Origin of the sequence: Paenimyroides viscosum (assembly GCF_003858535.1) — a bacterium.
In the GTDB taxonomy this organism is placed as follows: domain Bacteria; phylum Bacteroidota; class Bacteroidia; order Flavobacteriales; family Flavobacteriaceae; genus Flavobacterium; species Flavobacterium viscosum.
The window spans coordinates 1-22,624 of record NZ_RQTJ01000010.1; the positions used below are offsets into that span (position 1 = coordinate 1).

General features: G+C 32.8%; 29 protein-coding genes. 18 read left to right on the plus strand and 11 right to left on the minus strand.

Annotated elements, in window-relative coordinates:
• Window positions 1–179: 179 nt before the first annotated feature.
• Both EG242_RS06210 and EG242_RS06215 read left to right on the plus strand, forming a co-directional pair.
• On the plus strand, window positions 180–677 hold the full coding sequence (locus EG242_RS06210) for a hypothetical protein (protein ID WP_124899038.1): 498 nt from the start codon (window positions 180–182) through the stop codon (window positions 675–677).
• Window positions 674–1,042, plus strand: a complete 369-nt coding sequence (locus EG242_RS06215) for a hypothetical protein (RefSeq protein ID WP_124899039.1) — start codon at window positions 674–676, stop codon at window positions 1,040–1,042. Before EG242_RS06210 ends, EG242_RS06215 begins: the two co-directional genes overlap by 4 nt.
• A 28-nt stretch (window positions 1,043–1,070) precedes the next feature.
• Here EG242_RS06215 and EG242_RS06220 read toward each other — a convergent pair whose 3' ends face one another.
• From EG242_RS06220 to EG242_RS06235, 4 genes are read right to left on the minus strand one after another with little or no spacing between them, the layout of a single operon-like run.
• The gene (locus tag EG242_RS06220) at window positions 1,071–2,129 is read right to left on the minus strand and encodes a M20 family metallo-hydrolase (RefSeq protein WP_124899040.1); all 1,059 of its coding nucleotides are present in this window, start codon (window positions 2,127–2,129) and stop codon (window positions 1,071–1,073) included.
• The gene (locus EG242_RS06225) at window positions 2,126–3,157 is read right to left on the minus strand and encodes a glycosyltransferase family 9 protein (protein ID WP_235831881.1); all 1,032 of its coding nucleotides are present in this window, start codon (window positions 3,155–3,157) and stop codon (window positions 2,126–2,128) included. The genes EG242_RS06220 and EG242_RS06225 overlap by 4 nt, the downstream gene beginning before the upstream one ends.
• A 1-nt stretch (window position 3,158) precedes the next feature.
• Window positions 3,159–3,458 (minus strand): hypothetical protein, encoded by a 300-nt coding sequence (locus EG242_RS06230; RefSeq protein WP_124899041.1) that lies wholly within the window; start codon window positions 3,456–3,458, stop codon window positions 3,159–3,161.
• Between the two features lie 42 nt (window positions 3,459–3,500).
• Complete coding sequence (locus EG242_RS06235; protein WP_124899042.1) at window positions 3,501–4,106, minus strand: DUF4254 domain-containing protein; 606 nt, start codon at window positions 4,104–4,106, stop codon at window positions 3,501–3,503.
• Between the two features lie 67 nt (window positions 4,107–4,173).
• Between EG242_RS06235 and upp the strand changes: the two genes are divergently transcribed.
• Entirely contained in the window at window positions 4,174–4,815 is a 642-nt protein-coding gene (upp, locus tag EG242_RS06240; protein ID WP_124899043.1) for a uracil phosphoribosyltransferase, read from the plus strand.
• Here the strand turns inward: upp and EG242_RS06245 are convergent.
• Window positions 4,810–5,739 (minus strand): DUF6427 family protein, encoded by a 930-nt coding sequence (locus EG242_RS06245; protein WP_124899044.1) that lies wholly within the window; start codon window positions 5,737–5,739, stop codon window positions 4,810–4,812. The two genes, upp and EG242_RS06245, sit on opposite strands and share 6 nt — an antisense overlap.
• 110 nt (window positions 5,740–5,849) lie before the next feature.
• Between EG242_RS06245 and EG242_RS06250 the strand changes: the two genes are divergently transcribed.
• Window positions 5,850–6,083: a DUF6341 family protein gene (locus EG242_RS06250; RefSeq protein WP_124899045.1), complete on the plus strand. Its 234-nt coding sequence runs from the start codon at window positions 5,850–5,852 to the stop codon at window positions 6,081–6,083.
• Window positions 6,084–6,117: 34 nt separating this feature from the next.
• On the opposite strand, the gene EG242_RS06255 is transcribed toward EG242_RS06250, so the two are convergent.
• From EG242_RS06255 to EG242_RS06270, 4 genes are read right to left on the minus strand one after another with little or no spacing between them, the layout of a single operon-like run.
• A complete protein-coding gene (locus EG242_RS06255) occupies window positions 6,118–6,705 on the minus strand; it encodes a hypothetical protein (RefSeq protein WP_124899046.1) in 588 nt (195 codons plus the stop codon).
• A 45-nt stretch (window positions 6,706–6,750) separates the two neighbouring features.
• Window positions 6,751–7,365, minus strand: a complete 615-nt coding sequence (locus EG242_RS06260; protein WP_124899047.1) for an FAD-dependent oxidoreductase — start codon at window positions 7,363–7,365, stop codon at window positions 6,751–6,753.
• 1 nt (window position 7,366) lies between these two features.
• Window positions 7,367–7,561 (minus strand): hypothetical protein, encoded by a 195-nt coding sequence (locus tag EG242_RS06265; RefSeq protein WP_091520752.1) that lies wholly within the window; start codon window positions 7,559–7,561, stop codon window positions 7,367–7,369.
• Window positions 7,562–7,608: 47 nt separating this feature from the next.
• Window positions 7,609–8,184, minus strand: a complete 576-nt coding sequence (locus tag EG242_RS06270; RefSeq protein ID WP_124899048.1) for a MarC family protein — start codon at window positions 8,182–8,184, stop codon at window positions 7,609–7,611.
• A gap of 138 nt (window positions 8,185–8,322) precedes the next feature.
• Between EG242_RS06270 and EG242_RS06275 the strand changes: the two genes are divergently transcribed.
• Entirely contained in the window at window positions 8,323–8,907 is a 585-nt protein-coding gene (locus tag EG242_RS06275; protein ID WP_124899049.1) for a DUF3109 family protein, read from the plus strand.
• Here EG242_RS06275 and EG242_RS06280 read toward each other — a convergent pair.
• A complete protein-coding gene (locus EG242_RS06280; protein ID WP_124899050.1) occupies window positions 8,890–9,327 on the minus strand; it encodes a retropepsin-like aspartic protease in 438 nt (145 codons plus the stop codon). The two genes, EG242_RS06275 and EG242_RS06280, sit on opposite strands and share 18 nt — an antisense overlap.
• A 34-nt stretch (window positions 9,328–9,361) precedes the next feature.
• Between EG242_RS06280 and EG242_RS06285 the strand changes: the two genes are divergently transcribed.
• The 10 genes from EG242_RS06285 (at window position 9,362) to EG242_RS06330 (ending at window position 18,631) form a co-directional block, all read left to right on the plus strand.
• The gene (locus tag EG242_RS06285) at window positions 9,362–10,132 is read left to right on the plus strand and encodes a TatD family hydrolase (protein WP_124899051.1); all 771 of its coding nucleotides are present in this window, start codon (window positions 9,362–9,364) and stop codon (window positions 10,130–10,132) included.
• Between the two features lie 44 nt (window positions 10,133–10,176).
• Window positions 10,177–11,310, plus strand: coding sequence for a lysophospholipid acyltransferase family protein (locus EG242_RS06290; RefSeq protein ID WP_124899052.1), 1,134 nt, complete (start codon window positions 10,177–10,179; stop codon window positions 11,308–11,310).
• Window positions 11,303–12,337 carry an asparaginase gene (locus EG242_RS06295; protein ID WP_124899053.1) on the plus strand — a complete coding sequence of 345 codons (1,035 nt, stop codon included), beginning with the start codon at window positions 11,303–11,305 and terminating at the stop codon, window positions 12,335–12,337. The genes EG242_RS06290 and EG242_RS06295 overlap by 8 nt, the downstream gene beginning before the upstream one ends.
• Before the next feature lie 134 nt (window positions 12,338–12,471).
• Window positions 12,472–13,203 (plus strand): DUF3575 domain-containing protein, encoded by a 732-nt coding sequence (locus tag EG242_RS06300; RefSeq protein ID WP_124899054.1) that lies wholly within the window; start codon window positions 12,472–12,474, stop codon window positions 13,201–13,203.
• Window positions 13,204–13,330: 127 nt separating this feature from the next.
• Window positions 13,331–14,077, plus strand: a complete 747-nt coding sequence (locus EG242_RS06305; RefSeq protein ID WP_124899055.1) for a DUF3575 domain-containing protein — start codon at window positions 13,331–13,333, stop codon at window positions 14,075–14,077.
• A gap of 135 nt (window positions 14,078–14,212) precedes the next feature.
• Entirely contained in the window at window positions 14,213–15,061 is an 849-nt protein-coding gene (locus tag EG242_RS06310) for a YicC/YloC family endoribonuclease (RefSeq protein ID WP_124899130.1), read from the plus strand.
• Between the two features lie 160 nt (window positions 15,062–15,221).
• Window positions 15,222–15,800 carry a guanylate kinase gene (gmk, locus tag EG242_RS06315; protein WP_124899056.1) on the plus strand — a complete coding sequence of 193 codons (579 nt, stop codon included), beginning with the start codon at window positions 15,222–15,224 and terminating at the stop codon, window positions 15,798–15,800.
• A 3-nt stretch (window positions 15,801–15,803) separates the two neighbouring features.
• Window positions 15,804–16,385: a nicotinate (nicotinamide) nucleotide adenylyltransferase gene (gene nadD, locus EG242_RS06320; RefSeq protein WP_124899057.1), complete on the plus strand. Its 582-nt coding sequence runs from the start codon at window positions 15,804–15,806 to the stop codon at window positions 16,383–16,385.
• 201 nt (window positions 16,386–16,586) lie between these two features.
• Complete coding sequence (locus EG242_RS06325; RefSeq protein ID WP_124899058.1) at window positions 16,587–17,582, plus strand: NAD(P)H-dependent glycerol-3-phosphate dehydrogenase; 996 nt, start codon at window positions 16,587–16,589, stop codon at window positions 17,580–17,582.
• A gap of 11 nt (window positions 17,583–17,593) precedes the next feature.
• Complete coding sequence (locus EG242_RS06330; RefSeq protein WP_124899059.1) at window positions 17,594–18,631, plus strand: TerC family protein; 1,038 nt, start codon at window positions 17,594–17,596, stop codon at window positions 18,629–18,631.
• A 34-nt stretch (window positions 18,632–18,665) separates the two neighbouring features.
• On the opposite strand, the gene EG242_RS06335 is transcribed toward EG242_RS06330, so the two are convergent.
• A complete protein-coding gene (locus EG242_RS06335; RefSeq protein ID WP_124899060.1) occupies window positions 18,666–19,073 on the minus strand; it encodes a hypothetical protein in 408 nt (135 codons plus the stop codon).
• A gap of 352 nt (window positions 19,074–19,425) precedes the next feature.
• Here EG242_RS06335 and porW point away from each other — a divergent pair, with 352 nt between their 5' ends.
• From porW to EG242_RS06350, 3 genes are read left to right on the plus strand one after another with little or no spacing between them, the layout of a single operon-like run.
• Window positions 19,426–21,993: a type IX secretion system periplasmic lipoprotein PorW/SprE gene (gene porW, locus EG242_RS06340; RefSeq protein WP_158608852.1), complete on the plus strand. Its 2,568-nt coding sequence runs from the start codon at window positions 19,426–19,428 to the stop codon at window positions 21,991–21,993.
• On the plus strand, window positions 21,980–22,219 hold the full coding sequence (locus EG242_RS06345) for an AtpZ/AtpI family protein (protein WP_124899062.1): 240 nt from the start codon (window positions 21,980–21,982) through the stop codon (window positions 22,217–22,219). The genes porW and EG242_RS06345 overlap by 14 nt, the downstream gene beginning before the upstream one ends.
• A complete protein-coding gene (locus EG242_RS06350) occupies window positions 22,212–22,619 on the plus strand; it encodes a hypothetical protein (protein WP_124899063.1) in 408 nt (135 codons plus the stop codon). The genes EG242_RS06345 and EG242_RS06350 overlap by 8 nt, the downstream gene beginning before the upstream one ends.
• The last annotated feature ends 5 nt before the right edge of the window (window positions 22,620–22,624 follow it).

The following is a 22,624-nucleotide window of genomic DNA, read 5'->3' on the forward strand; positions in this document are numbered from 1 at the left end:
ATAAAACCAAAGTTATATAATTAATTTCTTAATTTCACTCCAGCTTTATAGGGGGCTAATATAATTATAATAGCTTATTAGACAAATTTCAACAATATTCATATATTGAAATTAAAGATTTTATAGAAGCTTTTTTTGAATCTCGACAAATTATTGATATTAAAGATAGTAATAATCTAATGACATATGTATATGATTTAGAATTGAAATATACTTTTCTTAAGAAAAAAGTTCATTCACAAGATGAATTATTGAATGTACTAAAGACATCAAATTTTGTATTAAATTTTGAAAAGACAAGTAAATTAGTTGATGAAAAGACAAGTATATCTAAAATCGAAAAAACAAAAGAAGAATTAAATAAGCTTAGATTAAGTGAAAAAGAATTAAAAAAAGAATTGAATAAAGTTTCTAAAGCTTTTGGTATCAATGAAGAAAAGTTGAAATCGGAAAAAGTAGAAAAGAGAAAATTAATAAGTGAGAATAGAAAGTGTTTAGAAAGCTTTAGAAAGAAAACTGAAGAGTTTATAGAATTGGGTACAATCTTACAGAGTAAAGAGAAAGAAAATGAAAATCTTGTAGAAGAAATTAAAATATTAAAATCTCAATTTGAGAACACAAAACATGAATTGTCGAAAATAAAAACTCATTGGTTATCTAAACTTTTTATAAAATGAATGAAAAAATAATAATTGGAGAAATAATTGATGTTGTAGACCTTCGATACTCGCAATTTTTAATAATTAAGTATGGGGAAAAAGAGAATGTTGTTGTTGAACAATTATCTCTTACAACAGCAATATTTGGTATATTGAAGATTGCTTTAAGACATGAAGAATCTAAAAGCAAATTGAAAAATAAAATTGGAGATAAAATAGAAATAAATTCGAGTTTATTAAAACTGATTATTACTCAAGATAATTTCGAGGATTATATTGTAGATCAAGAGAAAGAATTTAATGAATATATATTAGATTATGATAGACAATATGAGGAATATGAACAAAAAATGATAGACAAATTTGTTAATAAATATTTTTAGCTAACAATGTTTATTTTTAAATAAAACATCACAACACCAACTGATCCAAAATCTTAATATACAATTCTACACCTTCTTCAATTTCGTTAACATACACAAATTCATCTGCAGTGTGTGAACGAGCCGAATTTCCAGGTCCTAATTTTAAAGATGGAATTTTTAATACCGCTTGATCACTTGTAGTAGGCGAGCCGTACGTTGTTCTGCCTAAATTTATCCCGGCTTTTACAATCGGGTGATCTAACGAAATAAACGATGGACGCAAACGGGTTGATCTCGGTTTGATTTCGCATTTGGTATGTGCTTTTATAATATCTAAAACTTCTTCGTTGGTGTAAGCATCGGTAATACGAACATCAACCACAAAATCACAGCTCGATGGCACTACGTTGTGCTGTGTTCCGGCATTTATCATAGTTACCGACATTTTTATCGGTCCGAACATTTCAGATTGTTTAGGAAATTCAAACGTTTTAAACCACAAAATATCTTCAATAGCGTTGTAAATGGCGTTTTCGCCTTCGTTACGTGCTGCGTGCCCCGACTTTCCCGATGCAGTGCATTCCAAAACCATCAAACCTTTTTCGGCAACTGCCAAATGCATCTGTGTTGGTTCGCCAACTATCGCAAAATCTAACGCGCCTAATTTTGGTACCACAAATTCCAAACCGTGCAAGCCTAAAATTTCTTCTTCGGCAGTAGCGGCAATTACCAAATTGTATTTTAAATTCGGTTGGTTGTAATAATGCAGAAAGGTAGAAATCAACGAAACCAAACATCCGCCAGCATCGTTAGAACCTAAACCATACAATTTTCCGTCTATTATCTCCGCTAAAAAAGGATTACGCGTATAATCGATATTTGGACGAACCGTATCGTGGTGCGAGTTCAATAGAATAGTGGGTTTTAACGGATCGTAAAACTTGTTAAAAGCCCAGACGTTGTTTAATTCGCGGTATGTTTCTACTCCGAAACTTTTTATGTAGTTATCAATAATTTCGGCTGTAATATCTTCTTCTTTACTAAACGACGGTGTCTTAATTAAATCTTTTAGCAGCCCAATGCTTTTTTCTATTAAATCTTTCATTCGTATAAATTCGTACTAATTTTTGCAACAACTTCTTCGGGTGTTATACTTTGCATAACATCTTGGTAGCCTGTTACTATTTTGTTTCCGTAAACCGATGTCGGCAAAAACGGATATTTCTCTAAATCTGGAATCAAACTGTTTTCTAACGGTTGGTTAAACGGTACAAAACCTGCAAACGGATGCGTGTTTCCCCATAAGGTAACAACAGAAACTCCGTACATTACTGCGATATGCGCGTTGCCAGAATCCATTGAAAGCATTACATCTAAATGCGGAATAAACTGTAATTCTTGTTTAAAAGTAAGTTTATCGGCAACTAATATAACATTTTCAAGGTTTTGCTGAAGGTTTTTTAACGAATTTAATTCATTTTTTCCGCCAAACAAGAAAATTTTATGATTTTGATTCTCGGAAAGATCTAAAATAACCTTTTGCATTAATTCGGTTGGATATACTTTTGTTTGATATTGTGCAAAAGGGGCAATTCCAATCCATTTATTGTTTGATTTTTTGGCAGTTACAGCCAGAATTTCATCAGACAAAACCGGTTTTTCTGGAAAAGATATTTTTGATAGATCAACCTTAAAACCTAATTGCGCCAAGGTGTCAACATGACGATCAACCATTGATTTTACAGGCTTTAATACTTTTTTCTCTAATCGTGTTAATTCCTTTTTTTCTTTTCTGCCTTTATCAGTAAACGCTGTTTTAGTTCCGTTTGATTTAAAAAAGGTACGAAGTATTTTAGATCGCAATACATTATGGAAATCGGCAACAAAATCGATCTTTAGTTTTTTTAGATCTTTATACAATCTGTAAATTCCAAAAAATCCTTTATGACGGTCTTCCAGATCGACTTCAAAAAAATCAACCCGATCCATATCATCAAAAAAAGGTTTGAAAAAAGGTCTCGAAACCACCGTGACTTTTACATCGTTATGTTGCTGAATAAGCGATCGTATAACAGGAACCGTCATAGCAACATCGCCCATTGCCGATAATCGTATTACTAAAATATGCTTCATTTTAATTGTCTAAAGTATGCAGAATGCTGTACGAAAATTCTAAAATAGGTTTGTAAGCCATTGAGAAAGCCAGCAATGGAATAATCATAAAGAAAATACCCACATAAAACCACACTTTTGAATGGTTTTGCTGCAACAGTTTTGCAAACAGATAAATTAACAGGTAGTAAATGCTTAAAAAGCCCAGCGGAATAAAAAGTAATTTGGCGTAAGCATCGAAAAACTGCCATATAAATACAGCAATTAAAAGTATTAAAATGGTAAAAACGAATACCTGCGCTATTTTTAAAAGTTTGTTCATAGTAAAAAAGACTTTCTGTTTAAGAAAGTCTTTCAAAAGTACTTATTTTTTATTTTGATACAATACCGGATTCAATTCTTCGTCGTTATACATCTTCATTTGTTTGTACGCTTTCATGAATTTGTCGCCGTTTTCTATATCTTCAATCAATTGACTGATCGATGTAAACATATCTTGTTTCTGCTCTAAAAGAACATCTAATTTTGCCTGACATTTTGCACGGTGATCTTCTGATGCATCTGGGCGAGTAGCCTCTTCTTGCATATGGTAGATCTTTAATGCCAAAATAGACAAACGATCCATTGCCCAAGCCGGACTTTCGGTGTTTATTCTAGCATTTGGCTTAACCTGAACGTTTTTGTATTTATCCAAAAAATAACTGTCGATGTATTCAACCATATCCGTTCTCACTTGGTTCGAAGCATCAATTTTTCTTTTTAACTCTAAAGCAGCAACCGGATCAATCTGCGGATCGCGAATAATATCTTCATAATGCCATTGCACGGTATCAACCCAGTTTTTGGCATATAATAAATGTTCTATAGATCCTTTTTCGTAAGGATTTTCAATAGGCTGATTTACATCATCGTATTTATGATAATCTGTAATACTTTGTTCAAAAACTGGGAAAGCAAATTCTGCAAACATGGTAATAATTTTTATTTACAAATATAGTTTTAATAATTTTACAAAAAATTAAAACCTATCTAAAGTTATGCATATTCATTATATATCGGAACAAAACAGCATATTAAACCATTTTTTAGCGCAGTTGCGAGATGTTGAAATTCAAAAAGATTCGATGCGTTTTCGGAAAAACATGGAGCGTATTGGCGAAATTATGGCTTATGAATTGAGTAAAAAACTTTCGTATACCAATTGTTCTATTCAAACGCCGTTAGGTACAAAAGATACCATGATGATTAAAGACGAGGTTGTTTTGTGTTCGATACTTCGCGCCGGATTGGCTTTACATACCGGTTTTATGAGCTTTTTTGATGATGCCGAAAACGGTTTTGTATCGGCAGCAAGAACACACGGAGCCGAAGAAATTTTGGTTGAATATCAGGCAGCACCTTCGTTTAAAGATAAATGTCTGCTTTTGTTGGATCCAATGTTGGCAACAGGGCATTCTATGGTTGCGGTTTTTAATCAGTTGTTACAAAAAGAACAGCCTAAAGAAATTCATATCTGCGTTGTTATTGCTGCGCCAGAAGGGATTGATTATTTGAAACAGCATTTACCTGAAAATATTCATTTGTGGGTTGCTAGTTTATACGATTCTTTAAACGAAAAAAAATACATTATTCCCGGAATTGGCGATGCAGGCGATTTGGCTTACGGCGAAAAGTTATAGTTTTAATAAGAATAACAATAAGCTTACTCCAAGAATTGTAGCCAAGATAGCTTCTTTAACCCATTTGTTAGGTGTTTGAGCTATAAAATTTCCACCAATAATAGAAAGCGGAAAGAAAGTAAATACCAATAATCCATTCGATTTTTCGGGACTAATTACATAAATAACTACGCCAATTAAAAAACACAACACAATGTTTTTATATAAAGTAACTTGGTTGGTTGCAATGCTTTTTAAATTAGTAAGCTGATAAACGGTAAACAAAACGGCAATACTTGCAAAAAATGAAAGCGCAAGATTTTGGTAAATATTTTCAAAGTAACTAAAATTGAAACCAACATCGTATTTGTCTGTCCAAAATTCAACTAAATCAATATTGTAAAATAAGCTGTAAGTGTAAAATAGTATCGTAACGGTTAGCAACGCAATAAAAGGAATAATCCAATTGCGGTAATCTTGATTAACGTACCAAATAACTGCAAGATAGATCATTAAAAAATATAGAATAGTCCACGATTCAAATAATGTAGCGACAAAAATCCATAAACTGGCATCGAATATTTTAATCTTTGGTTCGTTTAAAGTTTGTAGCGAAATAATTCTTCGCAATGCCAAAAGCACTAATAAATTTGCTAGAATTAATTGAGAATCATCATAAAAAGTAGGAAATAAAATTAAAAAACAGGCGTATAAAAACAACGAATAGAGGTTGTTAACAGCCAAATAGTTTTTAACGGTAATAAACTGTATCAGCAAAACCGAAAATGCCACAACTACAAACAGAAAACTTTTTTCTATAATTACTGCTGGTGATTGTAACCACTTTAAATCGCTAATTAAGTGTATAAAGTAAGTTAACAAAAGCAGTAAGCCAATTGCTACATACCCAATGGGTCTGCTTTTAGAAAAAAGATTTGTAAGCATTTAATGATATTATTTGATTTTTGTAAATAAGTTGTTGATAATTTTTTTTACTTTTGTTGCAAAGTTAGAATTAAACTAAAACTAAACATAAATAATTTAATAACAATATTATGTGGACATCTTTCTTTCACGGGATACAATTTTTATTCGTTGATGTTTTGTTTGTACCAATGGACTGGTTTGCTAAATTAGAATTAACAAATTGGTGGGTTGCAAACTTGCTTAACTGGATTTTCATTATTATTTGTACTGTTGCATTTATTTACTGGTTAAAACAACTACGTATTTTTGCAGCTAACAATGAAGACGATCAAGACACTACAGCACATTCGTTCTTAAAATAAAAGAAATAAAAAAGCAGGTTTTAAACCTGCTTTTTTATTTCTTTACTTCGTATATCATCTCGTAATCATGTGCAGTAACAAACAAAGGGATGTCTTTCCAATCTAAATTTCTTTGAACTGCAATAGTTTTTACTTCTTTAAAAAGTTCTTGAAGCCTTAAAATAATGAGCAGCTCACAAATTTTACATGCTTTTTCTAGTTCTTTATCTCTCCATTTTTCATTTTCCATATATTCTTCATATACAGATTGTAAGTCTTCAAAGCTACTAATAGACATGCTTTTTTCAGATGAATATTCAAATTCAGACAGCCAATCTAAATCATCGAGTGTTCCAAGTTCAGAATATCCAAACAAATCAATGAACCATAAGTCGTAATTAATTGTAAATCCATTCATTTCTGAATAAATTGCTTTTACTTCGAATTTATTTTTCGATTGAGAATAAAAAGCGGTTATGTAAGAAGTAAGGTTTTCAGATAATGGTTTTAGATCTCGACCAATAATTTTGTGAAATTCTGTTGAAGATAAATTACTTAATTTTTTCTCGGCTACTTCAATAGCTAACTCAAGTTTGTTGTCAAGTAAGTATCTGTTTAATTCATCTACTAAATCAAAGTCCATAAGTTTTTTTTGAAAATGTTTAACGATTAACGCCTATAAAAAATTTTACTTCTTTCTAATACTGTCGTGTGCGTGGGTTTCAATACCGTTGTTCCACAAAGTTAAAATATCGGTTGCAACGGCAGCGCCACTTCCGGCAGCAATTGCCAACTGACTGCGATGCCCGGCTAAAGTTCCTGCAACATAAATATTTTCAAAAACCAAATGATCGTTATTTGCTAGTTGAAGACGGTTTTTCTGTGGTAACGATTTGCCGTGCGGAATTACATAAGGTTCCAAACAACCGTTAATAGTAAAAGGATTGCTTGAGTTTACTGCAACTACTACACATTTACTTTCATAAATATTTTCTGTAGTAGTTACTAAAAAATAATCTTTGTGATTAATTATAGAAAGTACCCGTTCGTTAAAAATTTGATTAATGTGCGGGTATAAATTGTTTAAATCTGTAAGGGTTTGTTGTAATAAGTGGTTACCTAAAGTGCCAGGAGATATTCCATAAGCGTTATTGAACAATGCGTCTTGCAACATTGATGTTTTTTGGTGGGCAATGATACCGATTTTTTTATCGTTCACAAATGGTTTTGCATTTGCCGATCCTAAAACCAAGGCACAAGAAACCCCCGAAACGCCTCCGCCTATAATTAAACAGTCAAACATTTTACTTGTTTTTATTGTCTATTGCTTTTGAAGTATTAAAGATAAGCAATAAAATTACTGCACACAAAATGGCAATAATACAAATTAAAGCTACAACACTTTCACCTTGAAATAAGTTGTTAAAATCTAATTTTGTAATGTTTAATACAATCAAAGCAATAGCAATAGCTATAACTATGTATGTAACGTATTTCATTATTGATTTATTTTGTTGAATAGAAAACGAAAGTACAAAATATTTAATTAGTTAAACAAGTCTTTAACATTAGCAGCGAATAATTTAACAGCAATTGCCAATAAAACTACTCCGAATACTTTGCGAATTACTCCTAAACCGTTAGTGCCTATCATACGTTCTATTTGTCCGGAAAGTTTTAAAACTACATAAACCACAATAATGTTTAACACAATTGCAAAAACGATATTTATTGTTTGATATTCTGCACGTAGCGCTAAAATGGTAGTCATAATTCCGGGTCCGGCGATTAAAGGAAACGCTAACGGAACAATTGATGCTGTTTTAGGTTCTTCGTCTCGATACAGTCGTATGCCCAAAATCATTTCTAAGGCTAAAAAGAACAATACAAATGCACCTGCAACAGCAAACGAATTTACATCAATTCCAATTAAAGTTAGAATACTTTCACCCACAAATAAAAAAGCAATCATAATACACGCAGCTACAATTGATGCTTTTTCCGATTGAATTTTACCCACCCTTGTACGTAAATCAACAATAATAGGTATAGATCCTAAAATATCAATTACAGCAAATAAAATCATACCAGCGGTAAAAATTTCTTTAAAATTAATTTCCATAGCCTTAAATTTTTTGCAAAGGTATTTATAATCTATTGAAAATTAAGTATAAATATAACGTTTATTTTTAGATTTTTTGTAACACTATAGAAACTATTAAATAGTTGTAACTTTGCAAATTGATAATGAATTGATTTTATGTTTCAGATTGGAAAAACAATAGTTTCAGACGATGTTCTTGAAAAAGAATTTGTATGTAACCTAACAGCTTGTAAAGGACAATGTTGTGTAGATGGTGATGCGGGTGCGCCTTTAGATAAGGAAGAAACAGCTATTTTAGAAGAAATATATCCTGTAATAAAACCTTATTTACGTGCTAAAGGTATTGCTGTAATTGAAGAAAAAGGAACCTGGGTAACGGGCGAAGACGGTGATTTAGAAACTCCATTGATTGATAATAAAGAATGTGCGTACGTTATTTTCGACGGAAATACGGCTTTATGCGGTATTGAACAAGCGTATAACGAAGGTTTAATTAAATGGAAAAAACCTATTTCGTGTCATTTGTATCCTATTCGTATTAAAGAATATTCACAATTTTCTGCTGTAAATTACAACCGTTGGCATATTTGTGACGATGCTTGTGCGCTTGGAAAAGAACTAGAAGTGCCCGTTTATAGATTTTTAAAAGAACCATTAATTCGTAAGTTTGGCGAAAATTGGTATACCGAATTAGAAACCTTTGCCGCCGAGTGGCAAAAGCAATCACTTAATAAAAAGTAATTGTAAAGGATAATGAATAATGGCGCTGTTGTTTTTAAGCAAATCGCTGCCAATAATTCCATGAACTTTTGGTAAATCGTATTCGCTTAAAGCAATGTTTACGTGGGTTAAATCAAGCAGAATTAAATCAACCGCATTCTTTTTCCATTTACCTAATTGTATGGCATTGTTGGTAGAAATTTCGGCATGCATATCGTTAGAACCCGCACCTGAAGCCTTAGCTTTATGTGCCTTTGACAGTAGTTTAAAAAACGATTTTTCGTTACTGTCAATACAGGTATTTGACGCTCCGGTATCAATCAAAAACAGTCCTTTAATGGTGTTTACCTTTGCGTGTACATACAAATGGTTCGATTTACGAATGCGAAACGAAATGCTGAAATAATCTTGCTGCTCTAAAACAGTTACAATATCGTTCATTAAAATAGATTTAATTAAAGGCTAAAAATACAAAATGATTTTAATTGATACACATACGCACTTATACAGTGAAGAATTTGAAAGCGATCGTATCCAAATGATGGAACGCGCATTTGCCGTTGGGGTAGAGCATTTTTTTGTTCCGGCAATAGATTCTTCTTATTTTAAGAGTATGCAAGAAATACAACAACAATATCCTAAAAACGTTCATTTAATGATGGGGTTGCATCCATGTTACGTTAAACCCGAAACGTTTAAAGAAGAATTGACTTTTGTTGAGCAGGAATTAAATAAAGGAAATTACGCAGCGGTAGGCGAAATTGGTGTTGATATGTATTGGGATAAATCTACTTTAAACATTCAACAGCAAGCTTTTCAAACACAAATTCAGTGGGCAAAAAAATTAGGGTTGCCAATAAATATTCATTGTCGTGATGCGTTCGATGAGGTTTTTGAAGTACTAGATCAAGAAAAAAGCGACGATTTGTTCGGAATTTTTCATTGTTTCACGGGTGATCTTAATCAGGCGCAACGAGCATTGAATCTAAACATGAAATTAGGAATTGGCGGTGTAGCTACCTTTAAAAACGGAAAAATAGATCAATATTTAGATCAAATTCCATTAAAAGAGATCGTTTTAGAAACCGATTCGCCTTATTTAGCGCCTGCACCACATCGCGGCAAACGTAACGAAAGTAGCTATGTAGCATTGGTTGCACAGAAATTAGCAACTATTTATGGTGTTTCTGCAGAAGAAATTGCACAACAAACAACAAAAAACGCATTAAACATTTTTAAATTGTAAATTGGAAGTATATTTGTTTCATTTTACGAAAATATATTAAAACTATGTCTAAATTCGATTCGATACGTTTTTATCACGATGAAGAAGTACAGCAAAAAATACAGAGTATTTCGCAGCATCCAATGGTAAAATCGTTGATAGAGTATACTTTTCCCGATTATAGTGAAGATCAAGTTCAAGATCTTTTTAACAATATACATTCAATTCGCGATTTTCAATCGAAAATCATCTACATAACGTTACAACGTGTTTTAAAAAATTCTTCCGAAGGATTGTTTGGTGCAGGTTTTGAGAAGCTAGATCCTAATACCTCTTATTTATTCATATCAAACCACCGCGATATTCTATTAGACACCAGTTTACTAAATGTGCTATTGTTTGAAAATGGTAAAATAATGACAGGCTCGGCAGTTGGAGATAACTTGGTGCAAAAACAATTATTTATGGATTTAGCCAAACTAAACCGTAATTTTATTGTTAAACGTAATATTTCTCCACGCGAATTATTAGAAAGTAGTAAAACACTTTCTGAATATATGTATGCGTTAATAAATAAAAAAAACCGTTCGGTTTGGATTGCACAACGCGAAGGAAGAACGAAAGATGGTAACGATGCCACGCACCCAGGTGTATTGAAAATGATTGGAATGGCGTGCGATGAACCATCAATGATGGATTATTTTAAGAAACTGCGTATTGTTCCAGTTACCATATCTTATGAATACGACCCAACCGATAAGTTAAAAATGCCGCAATTAATGGCAAAAATGGCAGAAGAAGCTTATATTAAAGATAAAAACGAAGATTTTATCAATTTAATGAGCGGTATTGTTGGACAAAAAAAACGAATCAACATTCATATTGGCGATGTTTTAGATAAAGAATTAGATGTTATTCAAAACGAAACTACCAATGTAAACAAGCAAATACAAATGGTTGCTAAAGTAATCGACGAGCAAATTATTGCCAACTACAAACTGTGGCCAACCAACTATATTGCTTATGACTTATTAAACCACACCAAAACTTTTGAAAACGAATACACCGATAAAGAAAAACAATTATTTTTACGTAGGTTGGAACTAAAAGTAGATAAAAGCAATGAAGCATTAGTGGATATGTTTTTAGAAATGTATGCCAACCCGGTAGTAAACAAATTAAAGTTACAAAATGCATAAACCGGCTATTCTTTTAATTTATACGGGTGGTACAATTGGCATGGTTAAAGATTTTGAAACCGGTGCCTTAAAAGCCTTTAACTTTAACCAGTTGTTAGAGCGTATTCCCGAATTACAGTTATTAGATTGTAGCATTGATACCTATTCTTTTGAAGATCCTATTGATTCTTCTGATATGAATCCGGAACATTGGATTACCATTGCCGAAGTTGTTGAAAAAAACTACCATGATTTCGATGGTTTTGTGATTTTGCATGGGTCAGATACTATGTCGTACACCGCATCGGCACTAAGTTTTATGCTGAAAAATCTTTCGAAACCGGTAATATTAACCGGTTCGCAATTGCCAATTGGCGATCTGCGTACCGATGCCAAAGAAAATTTAATTACCGCCATACAAATTGCATCACTTCATCAAAATAAAATCCCTGTTATAAAAGAAGTTGGTTTGTACTTTGAATACAAGTTGTACAGAGGAAATAGAACCACCAAAATCTCAGCCGAACACTTCAATGCATTTACATCACCCAATTTACCGCATTTGGCAGAAAGTGGTGTACATTTAAAAATAAACGAACATTTGTTAGACGATTTTTATGGATCCAAACAATTAGTTATTCAGAAAGAATTAGATACAAATGTTGTAATACTAAAAATTTTCCCAGGCATTACTCAAAATGTACTAGACGCAATTTTAAACATCCCAGATTTAAAAGGAATTGTGTTAGAAACATTTGGATCGGGTAACGCACCCACACAATTTTGGTTTATTAATACACTGCAAAAAGCTATAGATCGTGGTATTAAAATTGTAAATATTACACAATGTTGGGGTGGTAGTGTAGATATGGGCAAATACGAAACCGGCACTGCATTAAAACAAATTGGAGTTATTTCGGGATACGATATCACCACCGAAGCTGCAATTACCAAACTAATGGTTTTATTACCTAAAGAATTAACCTTGTCTGAATTTTCGCAAGCTTTTCAAACACCCATTTGTGGCGAGCTTATTATAGAAGAATAACTAAAACGAACCTTTATTGGTTCTTTTTTTTGATTTTGTTTGAAATGTATATGGTGTGAATAATCGTTATATTTAACTTACAAACAGAAATATTTTACGTAAATTAACCGTTAAAGTATAAATACCTGTTTGCTATGAAAAATACAGTCACCCTACTTTTTAGTTTACTTTGCTTTAGCGGATTTGCACAAGAAACAACCAATTTTTCCGAAGATAAAAACATGGTTAAATGGAATGTTCTTGGTTTAACATCATCTACCATTTCGTTACAATACGAACGACTCATTGCACCCAAAACCAGCATTGCTACAAATATCAACATTATGCCCAAACGCAGTATTCCGTTTTTTGGTACGGTAGAGGATATTGTAAAAGACAAAGGCGCGATCGATATTTTGAAAGATGTAAAAATGAATGCTTTTTCGTTTACGCCCGAAGTCCGATTTTATTTAGGAAAAGAAGGCATGCGTGGTTTTTACATTGCACCCTTTTTGCGTTACGATCGTTTTTCTATTGAGCTTCCGGTGGAATATATTTATAAAGAACAGTTAGAAATTGTGACTATTAACGGAAATGTTGATGGTTTCTCCGGCGGATTGTCATTTGGTGCACAATGGCGATTGGCTTCGCAATGGTATCTCGATGTTACTTTTGTAGGCTTAAGTTATGGTTTTGCATCGGGCGAATTAACCGGCAGACGCTCTTTAGATGCCGAAGAACAAGCCGAAGTACGCAAAGCAATGAACGATGTAGAGCTTCCCGTTGTAAAATATACTTATGAAGTAAAAGATGATGGTGTTGATGTTGAAATAAAAGGTCCGTGGGCAAATGCCAAATTAGCCTTAGCTGTCGGATATCGGTTTTAATCATTCAGATTTGCTATAGCATATAAATAGTAATTTCATTAAAAATCGCAATAAACACAGTGCCAGCTTTGTAAAAGTGTTTTCAGATCAATAAATTAAAAGTACATTTGCCCAAAATTTAGAAAACATGAAAAAAACAATTTTAGCAATGACTTTTCTTTTTGTTTCACATTTGGGCATCGCACAAGAAGAAGTCGAAGTACAACAACTACAAGTAGAAAGCAAAAACATGGTTAAGCTTAATCTTTTAGCCTTAACCACCGGAAACATTTCTTTACAGTACGAGCGTCTTATTACTCCTAAAACTACAGTAGGTGTAACTTTTAACATGATGCCGTCTAAAGGTTTACCGTTTTCAAATTCAATCGAATCAATTGTAGACGATAAAACAACAAGTGCACAACTTCAGCAGGTAAGTATTTCAAGTTTTTCGGTAACGCCAGAAATCCGTTTTTATTTAGGAAAAGAGGGTTATAAAGGCTTTTACATTGCACCGTTTTTAAGATATGGAAAGTATAATGTAGATTTCCCGGTTAATTACGATTACGAAGGAACCGAACAACATATTGTGGTTGATGGTAGCATTAAATCGTTTTCGGGCGGATTTGCTATTGGTGCACAATGGCGTGTTTACAAGCAGTTTTATTTAGATTGGATGATTATGGGACCACATTACGGTTCTGCAAAAGGAACATTAGAAGGAAAGAAATCTATAAATGAAAGCGAACAAGCCGCGATTAAAAAGGCATTGAATGATTTGGATCTACCTGTGGTTGATTTAGAATACGAAGTAAACGATTCAGGTGCAAAAGCAAAATTAGACGGTCCTTGGGCTGGAATAAGAGCATCAATTGGTATTGGTTACCGTTTTTAAAGATAAAAATCATAAATTTATATCAAAACAAAGGCTGTCTTTTTTAAGGCAGCTTTTTGTTTTACAAATAATTAACAAGGTATGTTACAATTTACTAAATTTGCACCTTTATTATAATTCGGTATGATTTATTCCATGACAGGTTTCGGTAAGGCGTCGGTGCAATTACCCTTAAAAAAAATTACGGTAGAAATTAAATCTTTAAATTCTAAAAATTTAGATTTAAGCGTTCGCTTACCACAACCGTACAAAGAAAAAGAACTAGAAATTCGCAATGTAATTGCACAGCAGTTAGAACGCGGAAAAGTAGAAAGTTCTGTTTTTATAGAAGTTACCGGTGAAGAAACATCGTCTGTTTTAAATGCGCCCATTGTTAAAGCATACATCGCGCAAATGAAAAACATAATTCCTAATGCAGATGAAACCGAATTAATGAAAATGGCAGTGCGTATGCCCGATGCGTTAAAGGTTGAACGTTGTGAGTTAGATGAACAAGAATGGAATGAAATTGTAAAAGTTTTAAACCAAGCGCTTGTAAATATAAACGAATTCCGTCAACAAGAAGGTGAGAAATTGGGTAACGATTTTTTAAACCGCATAAATATCATTCGCAACTGTATAACTGAAGTAGAAAGTTATGAAGAAGATCGAATTAAAACGGTGAAAGACCGCTTGCTTCAAAATTTAAAAGAATTAGAATTTAATATCGATGAAAGCCGATATGCACAAGAAGTAGTATATTATATTGAAAAATTAGATATTAACGAAGAAAAAGTGCGTTTAACCAACCATTTAGATTATTTTGTAGAAACAATGAACAGCGGTGAACATGGCGGACGCAAATTAGGTTTCATTGCCCAAGAAATGGGACGCGAAATAAATACCATGGGATCAAAATCAAACCATGCCGAAATGCAAAAGTTGGTCGTGAAAATGAAAGATGAATTAGAAAAAATTAAAGAACAAGTTTTAAATATATTATAATTGAATAGATCTATAGTTGTCATGTTGAATTGGTCACTGAGCGTAGTCGAAGTGCAGCATCTCACAAGTTTAAGAAAAAGATGAGAAACCGCATCAAGTGCGGTTTGACAAAAAAGATAGTAAATTTATTCAATCTCTATAAATCAACAACACTACATAAATGACAGCACCAAAAGGGAAATTGATTGTTTTTTCGGCACCATCAGGTTCTGGTAAAACAACAATTGTAAAGCATTTGCTAACACAAAAACAATTGTGTTTAGATTTTTCTATATCGGCAACATCGCGTTACATGCGTGGTGACGAAGTAAATGGTAAAGATTACTATTTTATTTCTCCGACTGAATTTCAAGAGAAAATAGCAGAAAATGCTTTTGTTGAGTTTGAAGAAGTTTATAAAGATAATTATTACGGTACGCTGAAAACCGAAATTGAACGTATTTGGGCAGAAGACAAACATGTAATTTTTGATATAGATGTAGTGGGCGGGTTAAATATCAAACAACAATATCCAGATCAAACATTGGCAATATTTGTTAGTCCACCTTCTGTTGAAGAATTAGAGCGTCGTTTACGTTTTCGCCAGACCGAAAGTGATGAAAAAATTGCCATGCGATTAGAAAAAGCAGAACGTGAAATTTCACGTGCACCTGAATTTGATGTTATTTTAGAAAATCACGATTTGGAAACAGCAAAAAAAGACGCTTGTAACTTGGTTTCGAATTTTTTAAACAAGTAAATTATGAAGGTAGGTTTGTATTTCGGCACATTCAATCCTATACACGTTGGTCATTTAATTATTGCCAACCATATTGTTGAAAACAGCAATTTAGATCAGCTTTGGATGGTTGTTACGCCGCATAATCCGCTGAAAAAAAAATCGGGTTTATTGGCAGATTATCATCGTTTGCAAATGGTGCATCTGGCTACGCAGGATTACGATAAAATTATTCCAAGCGATATTGAATTTAAACTGCCACAACCAAATTACACTGTAAACACGTTGGCGCATCTGCACGAAAAATTTCCGCAACATACTTTTTCATTAATAATGGGTGAGGATAATTTAAAATCGCTCAAAAAATGGAAGAATTTCGAATTGATTCTGAACGATTATCATTTGTATGTGTATCCAAGAATTTCAACCGATGAGGTTCCTGAAGAATTCCTAAATCATCCACATATTCATAAAGTAGAGGCGCCAATTATAGAACTTTCTTCCACATTCATCCGTAACGGCATAAAAGATCAAAAGAATATAAAACCAATGTTAGATGCACATGTTTGGGAGTACATCAATCATAATTTGTTCTACAAGAAATAACTAAAAAGATTATCTTTAATAAAAAAAGCGACAACAATAACGAAGTCGCTTTTTAAATTCAATAAAAAAATCAAATTAAAAATCATAAGTACAACGCAAAACCTAGTTTTATTATTGTTTAAAGCGTAAATAATAAGCTTAACAAAATAATAATTTAAAAGAAGATTAAAAAAGCTATTTTTGCAAATCAAAAAAATAAGAATGATTAACAATCCAAAGTTTGCAGTAATTGGCGGTGGTAGTTGGGCAACGGCTATTGCTAAAATGCTGTGCCACAATTTATCTGAAATTGCCTGGTATATGCGCAACGATACTGCAATTGAAGAATTAAAAGTTAATAAACACAATCCAAATTATTTAAGTTCGGTAGAATTTGATACCGAACAATTGTTGCTTACAACAGATATTAATCAGGCAATTGGTTATGCCGATTATATAATATTTGCAATACCATCTGCCTTTTTGGGTAGCGAATTAGAAAATCTTACTGTTTCTTTAGATGGTAAAATAATCGTGTCTGCTATTAAAGGAATTATCCCCGAGACAGGTTTAATTGTGGGGCAGCATTTTATGGAAACCTACAACATTGCTATTGAAAACATCGCGGTTTTAGCAGGGCCATGTCACGCAGAAGAAGTAGCTTTAGAACGCTTGTCTTACCTAACAATTGCCAGTGGCGATTTATCAAAAGCCGAAGTAATTGCTTCTAGTTTACGTAGCCATTATATTAAAGCAAAAACGTCAGACGATGTTATGGGAACAGAATATGCCGCAATGCTAAAAAATATCTATGCAATAGCAGCTGGTATGGCGCATGGTTTGGGGTATGGCGATAACTTTCAGGCGTTGTTAATGAGTAATGCCATTCGCGAAATGAAAAAATTCATTAAAAAAGTGCACAAACTAAAACGTAACATAAACGATTCTGCCTATTTGGGCGATTTGCTGGTTACCGGATATTCGCTTTTTTCACGCAACCGTATGTTTGGAAATATGATTGGAAAAGGATACACTGTAATTTCTACAAAAATGGAAATGAACATGGTTGCCGAAGGTTATTATGCAGCAAAAAGTGCTTACCTAATGAATTTAGAATTAAAAGCAAAAACTCCGATTATTGATGCCGTTTACGACATTTTATATAATAATAAAGAACCTAAAAAAGTATTTAAAAAACTAACCGATAAATTAGATTAAATCTATTTACTATGAACAATTTACCAGACGATCATTTAATAAACCACCCATGGCTAATAGGGGGCTTTGCAATTGCAGTTGTAATTATGCTTTTGCTTGATTTAGGCGTTTTTAATAAAAAAAGCCACGTCATTTCTAATAAAGAAGCGCTTTCTTGGTCAATAGTTTGGATTGCCCTTTCTATGGTTTTCAGTGGTGTTGTTTATTGGGTTTTAGACAAACCTTACGGAATTACAGATAATTTTGCCAAATATCAGGCAGCTTATTGGATAGAAAAAGCATTGTCTGTTGACAATTTGTTTGTTTTTATTCTGGTTTTTAAGTTTTTTAAGATACCAAAAGAATATCAACACAAAGTATTGTTCTGGGGAATTTTAGGCGCCTTATTTTTTAGAGCGATCTTTATTTTTGCTGGCGTTGAACTTATTAAGTTAACTTATGTAACCTTACCATTTTTAGGTATTGATCCCGAAACAGGGGACCCACGCCAATTAAACGTTGTGTTATTCGTTTTTGGTATTTTCTTAATTTTTGCGGGTATAAAATCATGGGCATCAGATAATCATGACAATGAAGAAGAAGGTGCAGACATGTCACGAAATATTGGCGTGCGCATTGTGCACAAATTCTTTAAAGTAACCAAAGATTTTCATGGCGATAAATTCTTTACGGTTGAAAACGGTGTAAAAATGGTAACTCCTTTGTTTGTTGCGTTGGCTGTTATTGAAATTACCGATTTGGTTTTCGCGGTAGACAGTATTCCGGCAATTTTTGCCATTGCACCAGACGATCCGTTTATTCTTTATACATCAAATATATTTGCTATTTTAGGTTTGCGTTCGCTTTACTTTTTATTAGCAAATTCAATGGATATGTTCTCTAAACTACATTACGGTTTGGCGATTATCTTAACATTCATTGGTGTAAAAATGATTATTATGCCTTATTATCATTTTAATTCTTCTATATCGTTAGCTATTATAGGTTCGGTATTGGCAATCTCGGTAATTTGGTCGTTAGTATCAAACAAAAAAAATAAAGAAGCATAAAACAAAAAGCCAGATTTTTAAAATCTGGCTTTTTTTATTTCAATAAAACTCCTCGAAAATCAGTGCCGGGAATATCGCTTAATGCTTTGGTGTTAATAGAATTGGTTTTAAAAACAAAGGTTTTATCGAACATTTTGTTGTTTAAAAAGTACGAAACCACAAATTCGTTATTAAGCTGTAAAACATTGTTTTCTAGCATTTCAAGTTTGGTAATGCTGTTTGGTGCAACTTCTTTAAACGAATGGCGAAATGTTCCTGTTATACGCTGTTCGTTGCTTATTATTCCGTAAGCGCGAGATACTGCCATTACCAATTCTAAAGTTTCGTTAGTATTATTTATAAGGTAAACAAACCAGCTGTTTTCCTGAAAGTCGTCATTCCATTGCTGTATTGCGGCTAAAAAAACATTTTCCGATTTAGGAAAATCAATATCTTTTCTCATTTCAAATTATTAAAAAAACAAATGTACTGTATCCTTTTTAAATATTATTTAAGTTAAATTATCAAAAAAATATTTAAATATTTGTCTAATGTATTTTAAATTTGTATTTTTGATATTATATTTTTAGTATTTAAAGAAATAAATTGGTTTTTGGTTAGATTAAAATAGATTAGCAAAATTTGCTATGAAAAAGAATCGCTCCATTTTTTGGAGCGATTTTTTTTAAATTCTTTTTATAATGAAAATTTGTTCTGTTTTATTATTTTTACACATTAAAGTACAGAGCATTAAGTTTTTTAAGTTATTTATACGAAATTCTGTGTTTTTTAGTTATTATAAAAAATCTAAACTATTGAAAACTTTTTTCTTTAAATATATTCCTGTTTTATTTCTTGTTTTGGTAGCAATTGCTTGTTCTACCGAAAAAGCAGGTTTTGCCAACAAAAGATACCACGCTACTACCACAAAATACAATGTGCTTTACAATGGTACCGTTTCGTACGATAGGGGAGTAATGGAACTTAAAAAGAAATATGTAGATGATTTTTCTAATCTTATAACGGTAGAACCTGCCCAAAAAGATGAAAAAGCATTAATTATTACAGGTGCTGCCGAAAAAAGTCCGCATTTTCAAAGAGCCGAAGACAAAGCTGTGAAAGCTGCTCAAAAGCACTCTATAAATATTGCTGGTAAAGAACACAACCCACAAATGGACGAAGCTTATATGCTTTTAGGTAAGGCACGTTACCAAGATTTGCGATTTGTGCCTGCGGTTGAAGCTTTTAATTATATTATTTTAAAATATCCAGACAGTGATTTGTTTTATGATGCACTTATTTGGAAAGAAAAAACCAATTTGAAATTAGAATATTACGGGCTAGCAATACAGAATATTAAAAAGATCTTTAGAGATAGTGAAAGTGAATTAAAAGATCAAACAAAAGCAGATGCTTACGCAACTTTAGCACAAGGTTATATTCATTTAGAACATTTAGATTCGGCTAAAATCCCCTTGCAACAAGCTATTGAACTTACAAAAGATACTGACGAAAAAGCACGTTATACTTATATTTTAGGACAATTAAACAGTAAAACAGGTCAAAAAACCGATGCGGTTAAAAATTTTCAGGATGTTATTGATTACAACCGCAGAATTTCGCGCGCGCTGGTAATAAATGCACATGCCGAAAAATTTGCCAATCAAGATATTGCTACTGTTGATACTACAGCTTTTGTACGACAATACTTATCGTTGTTAAACGATCGTGAAAATCGTGCGTATTCCGATATTATTTTTCATCAGTTAGGCGTCATGCACGAAGCGTATGATTTGCAAGATCGTGCCATAAAAGACTACAATATGTCTTTAAAGGTAGGTAAAAATAACGAGTATGTAAAAGTATCTAACTACAACAAGCTGGCAAATATCTACTATCAGAAAAAAAAGTTCGAAACCGCAGGAATGTATTATGACTCTACAATGGTGTACATGAACCCGATGTCACGAGAGTATGTTCAGGTTAAGCGAAAAAGAAATAATTTGGTCGATATTGTTCGATATGAACAAATTGCCCGAAAAAACGACAGTATTTTAAATTTAGTTGGTAAAGACGATACCCAACGTAAAGAAGAAATAGAAAAATTAATCGAAAAATTGAAGGCAGACGATGCAAAAGCTCAGCAAATAGCATCGCAACAAAACGCACAACAAATGCCAGGTTCTGCTCCAAGTACTAGTTCGTCTTCTAATTTTTACTTTTATAACTTAAATACCGTACAACAAGGTAAAAGCGATTTTGCTCAAAAATGGGGTAACCGTGCGTTAACAGATAATTGGCGATGGTCATCTGTAGCATCTACTAGCGGTGCATCAATCGCAGATAATACCCAACAGCCACCCACAAATGCAGAAACAAGTGCTAATAGTGGTGTAACTGCTGGTAACGATGATTCAACTAATGAGCGATACAATGTAGATTTCTATTTAAAACAAATTCCAACAGAACAAACAGAAATTAGTCAAATAAAAACCGAACGCGATAACGCCTACTATCAATTAGGTTTGTTGTACAGCGACCGTTTAGAAGAGTACGAAGTAGCAGCACAAAGATTAGAGCATTTGCTTTCTATAAATCCGGAAGTTGGTTTAATTGAGCCAGCAAAATATCATTTATATAAGATTTATCTTAAGATCGATCCAAATAAGGCACAGGCAATGTTAGAAGATTTAAAGACAAATCATCCAAATTCACGATACACACAAGTAGCTTTAAATCCAAATGCCGTAATATCTACCGATGGATCTCCGGTTGATGAATACAATAAAATTTACCGCTTATATGCAAATGGTGCTTTTTATGAAACGCTGCAAGAATTAGATGCTAAAATACCGACGGTTATTGGAGATGGAATCATTAGCAAATACGAATTGTTAAAAGCAATGACTATTGGTAAGTTGCGCGGATTGACCAATTACCGTGAAGCGTTAGAATATGTTGCATTAACGTACCCTACAACAAAAGAAGGAAAAGAAGCAGAACGAATCATAGCGAAAGATTTGCCAAAATTACAAGGATTATCGTTTAAACGCGATTTATCTAAAAACATAAAAATGGTTTACGAAGTGCCATATCCATTAACAGAAGAAGGTAAAACTTTAAAACTGAAGTTAGAGCAATATGCTAACGATCGCCGTCACACCGGACTTGTTTTTAGTGCCGATATGTACAACGATAACACTATTTTCTTTGTGTTGCACGGGGTTAAATCGGGTAATATTGCAAAATCGGCACAAATGTATCTGGAATTAGAATCGGATTATAACATTAAGCAAAACCCTGTTTTAATAAGTACCGATGATTATGGTGTGGTGCTTATCAAGAAAAATTGGGAAGAATATGTAAAAGATGCAGGAAAATAAAAAATTGCCAAAAAAGCAAAATACTAACAATAAGTGGTTTGTTTTTACAACAATACCTTTTCAAATGGGTGCAACTATTTATGTGTTTTATAGAATTGGCGGTTGGTTAGATAAAAAGTATTTAATCTATAACGATTGGGGCACAAAAAGCGTAACTTTGCTCGGAATTTTTCTGGCAATGTATCAAGTCATAAGTCAGGTTAATAAATTAAATAAAAATGGGTAAAGCATTAGCTTTTATAGGTCAGTTGGCAATTTTAGCTTTAGTGTCCTTTGGATTACATTTTTTGTTACAAACAATGACCAAGCAATCAGTTCTTTGGGAAATGGCGTCTATACAGTTGTGGCAAATTTATGCGTTGCAATTATTATTATCTGCCTTGTTAATTTTTGGGGTAGTAGGTATTGGTAAAAGTATGCCGCAAAATTTAGGTTTTTTGTTTCTAGGTTTTTTAACTTTAAAGCTGGTGATTAATTATGTTGCCATACGTGGAGCATTAGAAGCCAGCGGATCAGACAATTTTTTTAAATATAATTTTTTAGTCGTTTTCTTTTTGTTTATGTTTTTTGATGTGTACGTAACGTATCGTGTTTTAAATCAATCATCTTCATCAGAAAATAAATAAATAAA